General features: G+C 30.4%; 12 protein-coding genes. All 12 read right to left on the bottom strand.

Annotated elements, in window-relative coordinates:
* Positions 1-100: 100 nt before the first annotated feature.
* Complete coding sequence (locus MHL31_RS00930) at positions 101-1441, bottom strand: UDP-glucose/GDP-mannose dehydrogenase family protein (protein ID WP_240227217.1); 1341 nt, start codon at positions 1439-1441, stop codon at positions 101-103.
* 54 nt (positions 1442-1495) lie between these two features.
* Positions 1496-1915, bottom strand: coding sequence for an adenylyltransferase/cytidyltransferase family protein (locus MHL31_RS00925; RefSeq protein ID WP_240227216.1), 420 nt, complete (start codon positions 1913-1915; stop codon positions 1496-1498).
* 868 nt (positions 1916-2783) lie between these two features.
* Complete coding sequence (locus tag MHL31_RS00920) at positions 2784-3731, bottom strand: GDP-L-fucose synthase (protein ID WP_240227215.1); 948 nt, start codon at positions 3729-3731, stop codon at positions 2784-2786.
* A 36-nt stretch (positions 3732-3767) separates the two neighbouring features.
* The gene (locus tag MHL31_RS00915; RefSeq protein WP_240227214.1) at positions 3768-4922 is read right to left on the bottom strand and encodes an adenylyltransferase/cytidyltransferase family protein; all 1155 of its coding nucleotides are present in this window, start codon (positions 4920-4922) and stop codon (positions 3768-3770) included.
* A gap of 15 nt (positions 4923-4937) precedes the next feature.
* On the bottom strand, positions 4938-6053 hold the full coding sequence (gene gmd, locus MHL31_RS00910) for a GDP-mannose 4,6-dehydratase (protein ID WP_240227213.1): 1116 nt from the start codon (positions 6051-6053) through the stop codon (positions 4938-4940).
* A 46-nt stretch (positions 6054-6099) separates the two neighbouring features.
* Entirely contained in the window at positions 6100-6531 is a 432-nt protein-coding gene (locus MHL31_RS00905; protein ID WP_240227212.1) for an adenylyltransferase/cytidyltransferase family protein, read from the bottom strand.
* A gap of 3090 nt (positions 6532-9621) precedes the next feature.
* Complete coding sequence (locus MHL31_RS00900) at positions 9622-10002, bottom strand: GxxExxY protein (RefSeq protein WP_240227211.1); 381 nt, start codon at positions 10000-10002, stop codon at positions 9622-9624.
* Between the two features lie 242 nt (positions 10003-10244).
* Positions 10245-11384, bottom strand: coding sequence for a PAS domain-containing sensor histidine kinase (locus MHL31_RS00895; protein WP_240227210.1), 1140 nt, complete (start codon positions 11382-11384; stop codon positions 10245-10247).
* 30 nt (positions 11385-11414) lie between these two features.
* Positions 11415-11888, bottom strand: coding sequence for a transcription termination/antitermination protein NusG (locus MHL31_RS00890; protein WP_240227209.1), 474 nt, complete (start codon positions 11886-11888; stop codon positions 11415-11417).
* Positions 11889-12587: 699 nt separating this feature from the next.
* A complete protein-coding gene (locus MHL31_RS00885; RefSeq protein WP_240227208.1) occupies positions 12588-13256 on the bottom strand; it encodes a response regulator in 669 nt (222 codons plus the stop codon).
* A 5-nt stretch (positions 13257-13261) separates the two neighbouring features.
* Complete coding sequence (locus MHL31_RS00880; RefSeq protein WP_240227207.1) at positions 13262-15217, bottom strand: tetratricopeptide repeat-containing sensor histidine kinase; 1956 nt, start codon at positions 15215-15217, stop codon at positions 13262-13264.
* 60 nt (positions 15218-15277) lie between these two features.
* Positions 15278-15847 (bottom strand): hypothetical protein, encoded by a 570-nt coding sequence (locus MHL31_RS00875; protein ID WP_240227206.1) that lies wholly within the window; start codon positions 15845-15847, stop codon positions 15278-15280.
* Between the last annotated feature and the right edge of the window lie 853 nt (positions 15848-16700).

The following is a 16700-nucleotide window of genomic DNA, read 5'->3' as shown; positions in this document are numbered from 1 at the left end:
TAATTTTTACTATATAATTATCAAAACTTAAGCCTCTATTTTTAGTAATCACTATTGTATTTTTCATATTTATTCAAAATAATTATTTTTTAATATATTTTTAAACCACAATAATCTTACTTTTCCCAATTTGAAAATATTCAAAACCTTTCTCTTCTAAATTATAACTATTGTATTGGTTTCTACCGTCAAAAATAACAGGTGTTTTTAATTGTTTTTTAATTTCTTCAAAATCTGGAGAACGGAATTCTTTCCATTCGGTTAATAAAATTAAAGCGGCTGCATTTTCAATAGCGGTGTATTTAGAGTTTACATAGCTAATATGTTGTACATCTTTTAAATACATGAGTTTGGCTTCTTCTACGGCTTTAGGGTCGTAAGCCTTAATAGTAGCGCCTCTTTTTACCAATTCTTTAATTACATAAATAGCAGGAGCTTCGCGCATATCATCAGTTCCAGGCTTAAAGGCTAAACCCCAAACACCAAACGTGAGTCCTGTTAAATCTTCGCCAAAACGCTGTACTACTTTTTGTGCTATTACCAATTTTTGTGCATTGTTTACCTCTTCTACAGCTGTTATAATTTTTGCATTGTACTTATGTGCTGCAGCAATTTTTTTTAATGCTTTTACATCTTTAGGAAAACAAGAACCTCCATAACCTGCCCCTGGATAAATAAAGCTATACCCTATTCTTTTATCTGAGCCAATACCTGTACGTACCATATTGGCATCTGCACCTACATGCTCACATATATTGGCAATTTCATTCATAAACGAAATTTTTGTTGCTAGCATAGCATTTGCAGCGTATTTTGTCATTTCAGCAGAACGTATGTCCATAGCTATAAACCTGTCGTGCGACATACAAAATGGAGCGTACAACTGTTTCATTTTTTCAGTTGCAACTTTAGTATCTGAACCAATAACAACTCTGTCTGGTTTCATAAAATCGTTAATTGCAGCACCTTCTTTTAAAAACTCTGGATTGGAAACCACATGAAATGGTATGTTTATTTGTCGTTTATCCAATGCTGCTTGTATGGTTGCTTTTACCTTATCTGCTGTACCAATAGGCACTGTAGATTTATCTACTACTATCAATTCGTTTTGCATAGTTGCTCCTATTTCTTTTGCAACTGCCAATACATATTGTAAATCTGCCGAACCATCGTCGCCCATAGGTGTTCCTACCGCTATAAATACAATAGCTGCATCTACTAGCGCTGTTGCTAGATTTGTTGTAAAAGAAAGATTTCCTTGTTCGGAATTTTTTAAAACCATAGGTGCTAAACCAGGTTCGTAAATAGGAATAATGCCAGCTTTTAGTTTTTCAATTTTAGCGCTGTCTGTATCTACACAAATTACCTTATTTCCCATTTCTGAAAAACAAGTTCCAGATACCAAACCTACATATCCACTTCCTACAATTACTAATTTCATATAATTTATTTAATTTTTATTATAGCCTACTTACTTGTTATTAAAAACAACTTTTTATGATTTTTGTTCGCGTTGGTGTACTTCATTTCTTAAACTAGTACTTGAAAAACGATGATCTCTATGGTTAAAATACAGTGTTATGTTATTTTCTTCGCAATAGGTTCTACCGGTAAAATCTTTGTTTTGGTACTCATCACCAACAATACGTACATCAATTTTAAAGGAATGTAATATATCTTCTAAATCTTGTTCTGTGGTATAAGGCACAATTTCATCAACATATTTACAGCCTTTTAATTGTATATAACGTTCCACTACCGTTTGTACGGGTTTATTTTTTTCTGGTCGGTCTATAGTTGGATCGGTTTGTAAACCGCAGATTAAATAATCGCATTGACTTTTGGCTTCTTCTAACATTTTTATATGTCCGGCATGTAATAAGTCAAATGCGCTAAAAGTAATTCCTATTTTCATTGTTTTTGGTTTTTGGTTACTGGTTTTGGTTGTTGGTTTTTGGTTGTTGGTTTTTGGTGACCGTTATTGCGAACTTGATTACTCACTATATTGTTTTATTTTATAAAAGGTGTTCGTGAATCTTCGATTTCGGGATCTCATGTGGTAATCTAAATTTTGTTTAATATTCTAACTTTTTTCATTTGCTCTGTTCATTTTCTCTGTTCATTTTTTTCATTGATAAAAAAACGAACCAAAAAAATCTAGTCTGATGATAATTTAATTGAATCTTACAGAAGTTCCGCAGTCGACGCCAGACCGCTACGCTTTTTGGCTTACTTCCTTTGCTTCACTTCTTCAGATTGCTACTTAAATTCTCATAGGACGTTTTTAAATTCGTCATTGCGAGTGAAATGCAATGGAACGCGGCAATCTGTTACTTAAAACCTAAATCAAAATAAAACCGTCATGCTGAACTCGTTTACTCACTATATTGTTTTATTTTATAAAAAGGTGTTCGTGAATCTTCGATTTCGGAATCTATCTCTAATGAAATACTAATTATTCTCCTAGTTTACTTCATGAGATGCTGAATCAAGTTCAGCATGACGAAATATTATAGAAACCGTCATCCCGAAGTCCTTTACTCACTATACTGTTTTATTTTGTAAAAAGGTGTTCGTGAATCTTCGATTTCGGGATCTATCTCTAATGAAATACTAATTATACTCCTAGTTTACTTCATGAGATGCTGAATCAAGTTCAGCATGACGAAATATTATAGAAACCTTCATTGTGTACCGAATTGATTCAGCATGACGAAATATTATAAAAACCGTTATTGTGAACTTGCCGATAGGCAGAATTGATTCAGCATGACGATGGTGTTTTAATTTTTCTTTTTAAGGGTTTCTTGATTTTCTAAAAACCATTTAAAGGTTGTTGCTATACCTTCTTCTAATTCTATAGAGGCCTGCCAACCTAGCTTATTTAATTTTGAAACGTCTAATAATTTACGTGGTGTACCATTTGGCTTACTGCTATCCCAATCAATAGTTCCGGTATGTCCGGTTATTTTTTGAATGGTTGTAGCCAATTGTTTTATAGTAACATCGGTGCCTGTACCTACATTGTATAAATGTTCTGGTAATTTATGTTCTAGGGTAAAAAGTACTGCTTTTGCCAAATCATCTACGTGTAAAAATTCGCGCATTGGAGTACCATCTCCCCATAAATTTACAGTGGCATTGTTATTATTTTTGGCTTCATAAAATTTACGAAGCATTGCTGGTAGTACGTGCGATGCTGTTAAATCAAAATTATCGAACGGACCATATAAATTAGTTGGCATTAAACTCACAAAATCTTTTTGATATTGATTGCGTATAAATTGACACAATTTTACTCCAGAAATTTTAGCAATGGCATAACCTTCATTTGTTGGTTCTAAACTGTCTGTTAATAAATAGTCTTCTTTTAATGGTTGTGCTGCCAATTTAGGATAAATACAAGAACTGCCTAAAAATATAAATTTGCTCACATTATTTGTATGTGCTGCTTGTATTAAATTGTTTTGTATTTGCATATTTTCTAGTAAAAACTCGTATTGATTTTTACTATTTGCTAAAATTCCACCAACTTTAGCTGCCGCATCTATAATAGCTTCTGGTTTTTCTTCAGCAATAAATTTATAAACCTGCGCTTGGTTACGAAGGTCTAATTCCTTGCTGGTTTTACCTATTAAATTGGTGTAACCTGCTGCTGTTAAAGCGCGCCAAATAGCAGAACCTACCATTCCTTTATGTCCGGCTATGTATATTTTTGATGCTTTTTTCATGCTGTTTATAATTTAAAAAATTGCGAAGTGAATGTATTAAATTCCAGTGTTTTTTCTTCTAATTTTTATTTTTATGGCATCTTTAATCGGTTTTTCTGAAACTAATATAAGATAACCTCCGCCACCTGCTCCTGCTAATTTCCAAGCTAAGGCTTCATTTTTGTACGAAGCTATTACTTCGTTTATTTCGTTATTTAGCATTTCGGGAAACATGGTTGTTTGTGCTTTAAACGATTTTAAAAATGCGCTAGCAAATGCTTGTAAATCCTTTGCTAAAATAGCGTTCCAAACCGCTTCCGATGCCATTGCTAATTGTGTTACATTGGTTTTATTAATTTCTGTATTGTGCATTAACTCCAAGCCTTGTTTGCGAGGCCACAATAATACCATATATAAATGTTCTTCTAACCAACATAATATTTCTTCCGTATGAATGGATTCTATTTTTTTTGGCCAATAATCATTATCGTAATAATGTCTTACCAGACCCGGCATACAAATTCCAATAGCATCTTGTGCTCCTGAAACAAATTCATTTCCTGGTTTATTTTCATAACGGAACAAAATTTCAGCTAATTTTTCTGGCTTTTCTAAAGGTAACGTATAAGGCCATATTTTTTTGGCTGCATTTCTGGTAGAAGTACTCATTCCACAACGTTCGTTATATTCTATAATAGGTTCTAACGAAAGTGTAATTGCCCATCCTGGTGCATATTTAGAAACATACACCTGATCGATCCAAGTACCTGCCAAATCTATACGATACGGTAATTGAGATTTATTTCCATTGCGCAAAGAAGTGGTAGAACGCTCTGGAAGACCAGAACTCGGAATTCTGTTTAAAACCACCAATTCTATACCTAATTCTTTACACAGCTCTTTCTTTTTAGGTGAATAACCATCTTCATTTACAACAAAACAATCTGGTTGTAATGCTTTTAACTGTTCTTCAAAATCCATAATTCCGTTTCCAGAATTTATAAATGCATCGGTAACATAGCGGATTGCTTTTACCATATACAAACGCTCTAGCTCACTATTAATGGTAAGGCGTCCTTTTAACTCTTCTACGGTTTTATCAGATCCAATACCAACATATAAATCTCCATAGGTAGAGGCTTCCTTAAAAAATGCTACGTGGCCAGAGTGCAATAAATCATAACACCCCGATACAAATACTTTCTTTTTCATTTTTACCGTATTTTTCTATTCAAAATAATTTAAAGTAGTATAACCACCATCTTTTAAATATTGATCTTTTTGCATTAGCTTTAAATCGCTTTGCATCATATCTTTTACAAGTTCTTGTAAATTATACTTTGGAGTCCATCCTAATTTTGTATTTGCTTTGGTAGGATCTCCAATTAATAAATCTACTTCGGTTGGTCTAAAATAGGTAGGATCTACTGCCAATACTTCTTTTCCAATAGCTACTTGATAGTCTTTATTATTACAAGCTTTTATTACAGCTCTTTCGTTTACACCGGTTCCTTTAAACTCTAATTCTATACCAACTTCAGCAAAACTTAAACGTACAAATTCGCGTACCGAAGTAGTTTTACCAGTTGCAATTACCCAATCTTCTGGAGTTTCTGCTTGTAAAATCATCCACATCATACGCACATAATCTTTGGCGTGTCCCCAGTCTCGCTTTGCATCTAGATTTCCTAAATACATTTTATCTTGTAAGCCCAATGCAATACGCGCTGTAGCTCTGGTAATTTTTCTGGTTACAAAAGTTTCTCCTCTAATTGGCGACTCGTGATTGAATAAAATACCATTACATGCAAACATATTATATGCTTCTCTATAATTTACGGTAATCCAATAGGCATACATTTTAGCAACTGCATACGGAGAACGCGGGTAAAAAGGTGTGGTTTCAGATTGTGGTACTTCTTGTACTTTCCCATACAATTCTGAAGTTGAAGCCTGATAAATTTTAGTCTTTTTTTCCAATCCCAATAAACGTACAGCATCTAAAAGACGTAAAGTTCCTAAACCGTCCGCATTTCCAGTGTATTCAGGTGTTTCAAAAGAGACAGCAACATGACTCATAGCTGCAAGATTATAGATTTCATCTGGTTGAATTTCTTGTATCAATCGTATTAAATTGGTACTATCGGTCATATCCCCATAATGAAGTATAAAATTTTTATTATCTAAATGAGGATCTTGATATAAATGATCTATTCTGTCTGTATTAAATTGCGAAGAACGACGTTTTAAACCGTGTACTTCATAGCCTTTTTTTAGCAAAAACTCACTTAAATAAGCGCCATCTTGCCCTGTTACTCCTGTAATAAATGCGATCTTTTTCATTGTTTAATATTCCTTTAAAATCAACGGATTTTATATTATTGTTTAATTAAGATTTTTTTAATAACCACGAAGATGATTGTATTTTTTCACCCAAACCATCTAATAATTCTATTCCTAACGCTTCACAAATAGGACGTTCTGGAATTGAATTGTTATTTTGGTCGCCTCCATTTGCAAATGCCAAGGTATAGCTATCTCCATATTCTTTCGCTATTTTTTCTATAGTAGCACATACGGTTCTGTCTTTGTCTATAGATAATATTGTTTTATCTACAGGTTTTATATGGTCTACAATAAACATGCGTTCGTCTTCTAGTTGAAATTCTTTAGCTCCTTTTAAACTGCGTTGGTAGTCGTTATTTACAATTACAAACAATACATCTGCCAATGCTTTTGCTTGTATAAAATATTCTAAATGGCCTTTATGTATTGGGTTAAAATAACCGCTAACGATTATAGCTTTGGGTTTTTTACTCATTTTTATTGAATGTATTTTTTGAATTTTTTTAAACCGTCATTGCGAGTGAAATGCAATGGAACGTGGCAATCTGTTACTTAATAACTAAATCAAAATAAAACCGTCATCCCGAAGTCCTTTACTCACTATACTGTTTTATTTTATAAAAAGGTGTTCGTGAATCTTCGATTTCGGGATCTTATGTGGTAATCTAAATTTTGTTTAATTGTTCAATATTCTAACATTTTCTCTTTTCATTTTTACTCATCCCCTTTTTATTTGTTTTTGTATTCGTGATGTGCTACGCAGTTCCATCGATGAAAAACGAAATCGACGATAGGAGATTCACGAACTCCAAATAAATAATAAGGCAGGCGTGAGCTAAACAAAAAATCTAGTCTGATGATAATTTAATTGAATCTTACAGAAGTTACGCAGTCGACGCCAGACTCCAAGCGCCAGCTGGCCTGTTCGGTAAAAATGTTCACTGAACATTTTCTTAACCCTCCATCCTCTTTGGCTTTCTCCCGTTGCTTCACTTCTTTAGATTGCTACTTAAATTCTCATAGGACGTTTTTAAATTCGTCATTGCGAGTGAAATGCAATGGAACGCGGCAATCTGTTACTTAATAACTAAATCAAAATAAAACCGTCATCCCGAAGTCCTTTACTCACTATACTGTTTTATTTTATAAAAAGGTGTTCGTGAATCTTCGATTTCGGGATCTTATGTGGTAATCTAAATTTTGTTTAATATTCTAACTTTTTTCATTTTCTCTGTTCATTTTTTTCATTGATAAAAAAACGAAATCGACGATAGGAGATTCACGAACTCCAAATAAATAATAAGGCAGGCGTGAGCTAACCAAAAAAATCTAGGCTTACGAAACTGTATCTAAATGTTTTGCTCAACATCTAAATTTTAGGAACTCGCCTTTATGATTTTTTTAAAATAGTTTAATTGTATAGGCTCAAACCTTTCGACTCGGCTCAAGGCAGGCTATCTAAAATTTTACGATGTCTTACTCACTATCCCTTTTTATTTTATTATTTGTGTTCGTGAATCTGCGATTTCACTTCACATTTTACGATAAACTTTCGATATGCCGTTAAAATATAGATTTTAAACCGTCATTGCGAGTGAAATGCAATGGAACGCGGCAATCTGTTACTTAAAAACTAAATTAAAATAAAACCGTCATTGTGAACTCGGTTACTCACTTTACTGTTTTATTTTATAAAAAGGTGTTCGTGAATCTACGGCTTCAGTATCTTAACTGCTTGTATCTTACGTCATGCTGAACTCGTTTCAGCATCTGTTCCTAATGAAATACTAATTATATTCTTAGTTTGTTTCATGAGATCCCGAATCGAGTTCGGGATGACGTACTTTCACTTTGTCATGCTGAACTCGTTTACTCACTATTCCTTATTATTTTATATTAAAGTGTTCGTGAACCTATGGTTTCAGCATCTGTTCCTAATGAAATACTAATTATATTCTTAGTTTAACTTCATAAGATCCTGAAATCGAAGATTCAGCGGAGCTAAATAAATTCAGGATGACGATACTTTTAAACTTTATCATATCTAAATGTCATTCCTGCGGAGGCAGGAATCCATACGTTGTTTCTGAAAAACTACAAAGTTGATTGAAAACTTCATTAAAATTATAACTATTATTCAAAAGATTGCCGCGGTCGCTTTTCCATGGCGCCGGCTGGCCTGATCACTAAAAATGTTCACTGAACATTTTCTTCACGTTCCATCCCGCAATGACGTTAGTATTTTTAATTCTTTTCTTTTCTCTGTTCATTTTTTTCATTGATAAAAAAACGAACCAAAAAAATCTAGGCTTACGAAACTGTATCTAAATGTTTTGCTCAACATCTAAATTTTAGGAACTCGCTTTTATGATTTTTTTAAAATAGTTTAATTGTATAGGCTCAAACAGCCTAAAATTTTACGATGTCTTCACTTCACATTTTACGATACACTTTCGATATGCCGTTAAAATATAGATTTTAAACCGTCATTGCGAGTGAAATGCAATGGAACGCGGCAATCTGTTACTTAATAACTAAATCAAAATAAAACCGTCATGCTGAACTCGTTTCAGCATCTGTTCCTAATGAAATACTAATTATATTTTTAGTTTAACTTCATAAGATCGTGAAATAAATTCAGGATGACGAGATATTATAAAAACCGTCATTGCGAGTGAAATGCAATGGAACGCGGCAATCTGTTGTTATTTATCTAAATTTTGTTTAATTGTTCAAATATTTAAAACTCTAATTTTTGGACATAGCAAAGCCATTATTAGAAAATTCTAATAATGGCTTTACAAAGTATAATCTACAACAATATTTTACACGACTTTGTAATTCTAAAAAATCACTAAAAACCCTTTTTAAATTGGATTTTTTGTGTAAAATTTTGAATAAAGTATGTGTAGTACTGTTTTTACACATGGAGTGTTGAACTAAGTCAACTTTTAGTTTAATATTCACGGATGTTTAAACTGAATTTCACTGATGGATACTAATAACAAATATTAGTTTATACGTCTATACCATTTTAAGTTTGATGTTATAATACAACTGAACAATTTCAAATTTAAAAGGTGACTTTTAAATATTTTTTTAAAAGGATTTTTTATAAACTCCTTTTTAAAAATTTAGATAGTACTTCTTAAAGAAAACAAAATTTTAATACTGCGCTCTCTTTAAAATATGTAATATTTTTTTATTTCTTGATTTAAAATGCGGTACTAAGATTTTAAATTGACTTGATAACTGCAAAAGACCAAGAAATAGTTACTACTATAAGTACTATAAGTAAAAAAATTTGTCTTTTTTTCATATTAGCGATTTTGAAAATATTTAATTGATAGGTTAGCTTTTTATATGGCTGCTCCATAAAACGACATAAAATTGTTTCTCTTGATAAAAAATTTCTTCATCGTTGTTATTATAAATTTATTACTAGATTGTATAAAAACACAAACTGAAACACCAATACACCTTTTAAGGCTTTCTAAAAATGATGTTTTGTTTGTTATGGGATAACTTTTACGGATATAATTAAACTAAGCTTTAAATACTAATTTTAAATTGTATGTATTAAACGTTTCCATTTAAGGCTTTTTTCACCAAAATTGAGTAATATACCAACTTCTAGATTTAAAGTTTTTAAATATTTTACTACTTGCTGCTTCATTTGATCTTGTATAAAGGGAACAGCTTTAACATCTAATAAAATTGTATCATAACAAACAAAATCCACAATAAAAAAGGTGTCTAAAGGTTCCCCATCATAATAAATTGGTGTTTTCTTTTGTTTTTCAAAAGGAATATTTGCTTTTAATAATTCTTTTTCTAAAGCTAAACAGTACACAGATGCTGAAAAGCCGCTTCCTAATTTTTTATGAACATTTATACAAGCTCCAATTACCTTAAATGTTTCTTCTTCAAATAATAATTTAGACATAAAATGTATGCAATTGCTAATTGTACTACTGTTAATTTATAACAATCAGTTTTTTTAGTTTAGTTGAACGGATAATTCTCCTGCTTAATTTGTACTAAGCTTAACAATACTGCTATTGTTATATAAGAGAATTATTCAATTAAATTAAGAAATCATTACAAACCTTTTGGTTGACTATACTAAAGTAATTACGCTAACAATAACAACCCCAACATTATTCTATTTTTTTTAATAGCGATCATTTATTTAGTATTAAGTTCTTCTAATACTTTGGGGATTGTAAACGTAAATGTACTTCCAACACCTTCTTTTGAAGTTACATATAATTTACCGTTGTGTTTATTAATAAATTCTTTACATAATAATAAGCCCATACCAGTACCTTTTTCTTGTGCTGTACCATCTCTTCTATGTACTCTGTCTGTACTAAATAATTGTGCTTGCAATTTTTTAGAAATTCCAATACCATTATCTTTTATTGCTATTTTGGTCTCTTTAGCACTGGTGGTTATAGTGATGTGTATTTCGCCATTTTTATTTGTAAATTTAATAGCGTTAGATAATAAGTTTCGCAATACAATTTTAATCATATTTGCATCGCAAAAAGCATACATCTTTTCTTCTTCTTCAAAATGAATACTAATATTTTTAGTATTTGAATTGGCTTTATAATTTTTAACTACTGCTATAACTAAGCTGTTTATTTCGTGAGTTCCTTTATGAACTGTTAAATTACCGTTTTCAGATCGAATCCAACCTAAAGTATCTTCTAATAAATTATAGGTGTTTTGCGAAGCTGCTTCTATATAATTAACATATTTTTCAATAGTATCTATACTGGCAGTTTTTAAATTTGATTTTAACAACGTTATAAAACCTAAAATAGAATTGAATGGATTTATTAAATCGTGTGCTAAAACAGCAATAAATCTGCTTTTATCTTGATTTGAAATTTCTAAATTATGAGTTAACTCTTGTAATTCTAAATTTAAAATTCTTTGTTCACTAATGTCTTTAAAAAAATATGCAACATTATTTCCAGCTACTTTCTTTGCCTTTACTTCAATAAAAACAACTGTTGCGTCTTTTTTTACAATTTGAAATTCATATCGCTTTTTTGTACCCTCAAGTAATTGTTTAAAATTACAAGTGTTTTTTAAAGAACCAATGTTTGAAAATAATTCTGGTTCTAGACACTTGCCTTCTAACTTATTTAAGTTAGATATAATTAGTTCACAAAAATAATTATTTGCTGTAATAATAGCTCCCGCTTTGTCACAAATTACAACACCTTTATCTGGTACGTCATTCAACTCAATATAATTAACATTATTACAACGCTTATCAGGTTGATTATCTAATATTGGATTTTGTAAGGACAATTTTTTAATTTAAGAATGAATTTAAAATATTTAAACTAGCTTAGTTTTGGTGGTTAAGGTTACTTTTATCCCTAACTCCTTTAAAACAACTTGGAGTCTATTATTTCCAACTTCTTGAACTACTCCATTTTTACCTTTAAAAGGTCCATCTTCAATTAAATGGTTGTCTCCAGGCTTTATATTTTCTATTTTTGGTACAGAAGCACCTTCTTTTAAAAAATCTTTAAGAACCGTAATTTCTTTATTTAAGACTTTGGCTGGCGCACCTAAATAAAATAAGTACCTTATAACCCCTGGAATTTCAAAAACTTTTGCACGATGCTTCTCTTTAATTTTAATAAAAATATAAGTGGCAATTAAAGGTTTTATAACCTTTTTTTTGCGATCTGACCATTTTTTTACAGTAGTATAAGTAGGGCAATAAACTTTAAAACCTGCAGCTTCTAAAAGGCTTGCAACTTTTATCTCGTTTTTACGTTTAACATTTAATACAAACCAATACATCTCTGTGTGTTTTAACTAAGAAAAGTGATTACTTATTTGTTTCATAATTTTAATGTGTAAGCATGGCTTCGCCACATAAACTCACATCTATTTCAACAATTAAATATGACTTCGAATACAAAATTCAACATAAAAAACAATAAAAACTTACGGATTTCCGTAATTGAATTAATTATTATTTTTTTCAAAAAAAAGACTGTAACTAAGGCTACATAAGCTATACAATATGATATAGCTTCGCTAGAAACACTCCCATTTTATAGGCTTATTTCTAAAAAAACTTTTGCTGTAATTTTAAAATAAAATTTACAACTTAAAAACAATTAGTAGATTTAGCAATCTTATTTTTTGTAACTGCAAATATAATAAATTTAACAAAACTTTATGGATTAAACTATTTATTTTATAAAAAATGCATTTTATTATACAAATCTAACCGTTTATTCACAACCCGACTACCATCTATACGAATTATAAATATAAAACGCTACACTTAATTTTAAAACTCTTGTTTTTTAATAATTTATGTATTCTTTAAAATATACCTAAATAAAAAAAGCCTTACACAAATTTGTAAGGCTTTGTTTATTAAATCTTTTTTCAATTTACAATCTTCCTGTAATTTTGTACAAATTTAAATTGAAAGTCTATTATAAATGTACGGTTTTCCGTAAACACCTTAAATTTAATGAAACTTTTTTAAATCAATCCTAAATCTTTAGCTATTGCAACTAAATGTGTAGGGTTGCTAGCATTAAAATGTTCTCTTAGAATTTTCAATCTTTTTTCAATAGAACTTACACTTGTAGGCGACCAGTTTTTATCTTTTAAAATAGTACTAATTTCTTCTTGTAGGTAACCTTTAGAAAGGCATTCTATTAAAAAAATATCATATTCTGATATTTCAATTTTTTTTTGTTTTGATACTGCTCCGGAAATATGCGGAGAAATGTAAATTTTGTCTGAATTAAATAGTTGTAGTATCGCCTTTTTAAGCTCTCTTAATCCTTCCCTACTTTTCCAAACATAGGCATTGATTTTATACTCATTAAACAGCTTTTGTACTCTATACTCTTTATCTTCAACAGAAAACACCGCTATTTTTAATAACGGAAATTCTTTTCTTACTTTTTTTATTAATTCATCTCCAGATTTTATTTTTTGTTCAACATAATCCTCTTCGAATGACAAATCACTTATTAATAAATCAAAAGGTGCATTATTTAATTTAGCACTTTTTAGTTTAAGTAAGGCTTCATCACAATATTGAACATACTCAATTTGAGCAATATTTAATTCTGCCAATTGCGACTTTATTCCACTATTAATAAAGTCCATATCTTCTGCAATTAATACTTTTTGAAACATAGCTTTTATTTTTTAAAACTTATAAAGGCTTTAAAACCTTTATTTAAAGTTGATTCAAAATTAATAATTCCCTGAATAGATTTTATACGGGTTTCCACATTTTTAAGTCCATTACGCAATTTTAGGCCTGTTAAATCTACTCCTTTTCCGTTATCTGAATAATTTATAATGTATTCATTCATATTTTTTTTAAAAGCAATGGCAACCAATGTTGCTTTACTATGCTTTTGCATATTTACCATAAGCTCTTGTAATACTCTATAAATTTCTATTTGCTTATCTTCATTTAATAAATTTAATGCTACTTTATGAATATCTTTAAGAATAACAATTGTAGTATTTGTATTAAAACTTGTAAGTAAGTTTTTTAAAGAATTTTCAAACTCCTCTCCTGTTTCTACAGTATTATTTTGGTGTGAAATATCTCTTGTAAGTAAGTAAACTTTTTCTAAATCATCTAAAAGTAACTCTTTTGGTTCTTCTGTATATTGCACTTTATTCATAATATTGACCAAGTTATTTGCAACTTCATCATGTATTTTTTTAGCAATACGTGTTTCAGTTTTATATACCTCTGCTCTTTTTTCTTGCAGGTATTTTTGTTTACGATAATATAAAAATACTAATAAGCCAAAAACTACTGAACCACTTAAAGTTGCTCCAATTATATTTCTGGTTTTTTCTTTTTCTAATTCTAACTCCTTTTTTGAAGTTAAAATTTTTAATTGCAAATTGTCTTCACGGTTTTTCTCGCTATCGTATTTTAATTTTTCAAATTTATTTAAAATAACTCTTTCCGCATCAACTATACTATCGCTTAACTTAACATAGTTATTATAATATTCTTTTGCCTTGCTAGTAGATGTTTCTAAGTCTATAAGTTTTTGCATAGCACCTAACTTATCTCGAGTGCTATTTAAAATAACCGCTTGCTTGTACATTTTATTTGCATAAGTAAGTGCTATCTCGGGATTTTTATTTGTATAATAATCTGTAAGATGAGCATAACTTGCAATAAGTCCAAATAGATCTTTTTCTGCCAAACGAGTATTTAAAACAGCAAGTAAATCATCAATAACATTTTCGTTTTCATTAGCTAACCATTTGGTATATGCAAGATTATCTAAAACTCTGGATTTAGCTTTGGTATCGTTGTCTAAGTCACCATCTTTTAGCAACTCCTCAAATATAGCAATTGACTTATCATATTCTTTTAAAATCCGATATGTAACCGCTAAATTACTATTTCTTACCGCTTTAAAACTACTTATAGTGGAATTTTCAATAGCTTTTTGATACCAATAGATTGCCTCTTTATAGTCTTTTCGTTTTTTTGCTGAAATTGCAATGCAATTATAAATAGCAGATTTATAAACTAAATTCGTATCATCAAGATATTTCAATGCTTGTATTGCGGTATTATCGCTACCGATAAAATCACCAAGGTCTGATTGTATAATGGCCATTTGCATTAAATTCTCACCAATTTTTAGACTATCACCAAATTTGAAATAAATGTCACTGGATAGTTTATTCGCAATAAATGCACTATCTTTTTTATCCGCTTGAAAATAATAATAAGCCAATCTATAATAATTACTTGCAATAGCTAAAGAATCTTTATTTTCTATATTTAATTGCAATAATGTTTTATTAATACTAAGTACACTATCTAGCTGTTTTAAATTATCAAAAAAATATATTTTATAGGCTAGAATTTCTTCAATACGAGCATCTTTACCATCTTCTTCTTTATTTTTTAATTTTTGAAAAGCTTTATTGGCTAAATTTAACCTAGTTTTAAAATCTAAATCATTATTTCTAATGTCTTGCATAAAAATATGAATAGAATCTTGTGTACTATTTTCTGAGGGTTTTAATGCTTCTTTTGAAGTACAAGAAGCGAGTACTAACCAGCTAATAATAACAAAATAAAGGGGTCTAAATTTGCATTGGATCATTTTTCGAATTTAAAATAAATGGATGATTTAACACATAATAAATATCATACTTTACAGTATTTAATCCTTCCAGCCCCAAGGTGCTTCTGGGGTTTCAATAGGTTTTGTAAGGTCCATAGCAATTTTAAAAACACGGTCTGTTCCTAAACGACGTAAATTATACGTAAAAGTTGTATCGTTTAAGGTAATCCACCAGATATTAGTTGCTGCTTCAGGTAGTTGTGCTTGCGTATGTGCATCTGCTGGAAAAAATTGAATATCTTCTTTTCCTTTATTTGTTGAAGTACCTCCATAAAAATTAACCGTTTCCATAGTTCCATCTTTATGACGATGATCGTGTTTTAAGGTAATAATACCATCATTTATAGTTAAAATCCAAGTTCTGGATTTATTTTCTCCTACATAAAAAGGGATTTTTATTTCATTTTCAGAACAAGATTTTACGTGCATTACCAAACTTTTCCCTCCAAAATTCTCATCATTTTTTGGACTTTCTAGAGTTCCCTCATATGCATTACCACAATGCGATTTTAATGTATTCCAAAAAGCAATAGATGGTTCAATTTCTTGACCAGTACTTTGTAAAAAAGAAAGTATAATTATTAAAAATACGACACGTTTTAATCTCATTATATTGTTTTGTTTAGCTTTTAACAAATATAACTAAAAACATATTCCTTTTTAGACAACTTTTAATGATAGATATTTAATCTTACTTGTTATTACTCCTAGCATAGTAATCAAGATATCTGTTACTTAAAAAAATCAAGTATCATTTAGCTAAGTTCAGGATGACGTTACTTTAAAACCCGTCATTGCGAGGGCGTGTTGTAATGCAATGAAAACACAACTGCGGCAATCTGTACCTAGAAACCCCAAACATCATTTAGTTAAGTTCATGAGATCCTGAAACGAGTTCAGGATGACGAATTTAAAACGTCCTATGAGAATTTAAGTAGTAATCTGAGGAAGTGGAGCTACGAGAGTAAGCCAAAGAGCGCAGCGGTCTGGCGTCGACTGCGTAACTTCCGTAAGATTCAATTAAATTATCATCAGACTAGATTTTTTGGTTCGTTTTTCATCAATGGAAAAATGAACAAGTGAAATGAAATTCTAATCATCATTTAGTTAAGTTCATGAGATCCTAAACCAAGTTCGGGATGACGTTCTTTAAAACCACAATCTAAATAAACCCGTCATTGCGAGGGCGTGTTGTAAAGCAATGAAAACACAACTGCGGCAATCTGTACCTAAAAAACTCAAGCATCATTTAGCTAACATCATAAGATCCTGAACCAAGTTCGGAATGACGGACAGAACTAAAAGAACCTCGGAATAACGGTTTCCAATAGCCAACAAACAATAAGCAAAAACCGACTTTTAAACATTTAGACTTTTAAATGACTATAAAATTAAGTACCTTTAACTTTTAATTAAAACATTAATTTTAAAAAAATCTACATTAAAAATTTCTCTTATTAAA

It is taken from the genome of Lutibacter sp. A80 (assembly GCF_022429645.1).
GTDB lineage: Bacteria > Bacteroidota > Bacteroidia > Flavobacteriales > Flavobacteriaceae > Lutibacter.
Note: the sequence above shows the minus strand (reverse complement) of the source record. Positions and strands in the feature narration are given on the sequence as shown.

Coding starts and splice junctions, on each gene's coding strand:
- MHL31_RS00875 (WP_240227206.1), bottom strand. CDS start 15,847: ATGAGATTAAAACGTGTCGTATTTTTAATAATTATACTTTCTTTTTTA.
- MHL31_RS00925 (WP_240227216.1), bottom strand. CDS start 1,915: ATGAAAATAGGAATTACTTTTAGCGCATTTGACTTATTACATGCCGGA.
- MHL31_RS00900 (WP_240227211.1), bottom strand. CDS start 10,002: ATGTCTAAATTATTATTTGAAGAAGAAACATTTAAGGTAATTGGAGCT.
- MHL31_RS00920 (WP_240227215.1), bottom strand. CDS start 3,731: ATGAAAAAAGCATCAAAAATATACATAGCCGGACATAAAGGAATGGTA.
- MHL31_RS00885 (WP_240227208.1), bottom strand. CDS start 13,256: ATGTTTCAAAAAGTATTAATTGCAGAAGATATGGACTTTATTAATAGT.
- gmd (WP_240227213.1), bottom strand. CDS start 6,053: ATGAAAAAGATCGCATTTATTACAGGAGTAACAGGGCAAGATGGCGCT.
- MHL31_RS00905 (WP_240227212.1), bottom strand. CDS start 6,531: ATGAGTAAAAAACCCAAAGCTATAATCGTTAGCGGTTATTTTAACCCA.
- MHL31_RS00930 (WP_240227217.1), bottom strand. CDS start 1,441: ATGAAATTAGTAATTGTAGGAAGTGGATATGTAGGTTTGGTATCTGGA.
- MHL31_RS00880 (WP_240227207.1), bottom strand. CDS start 15,217: ATGATCCAATGCAAATTTAGACCCCTTTATTTTGTTATTATTAGCTGG.
- MHL31_RS00915 (WP_240227214.1), bottom strand. CDS start 4,922: ATGAAAAAGAAAGTATTTGTATCGGGGTGTTATGATTTATTGCACTCT.
- MHL31_RS00890 (WP_240227209.1), bottom strand. CDS start 11,888: ATGTATTGGTTTGTATTAAATGTTAAACGTAAAAACGAGATAAAAGTT.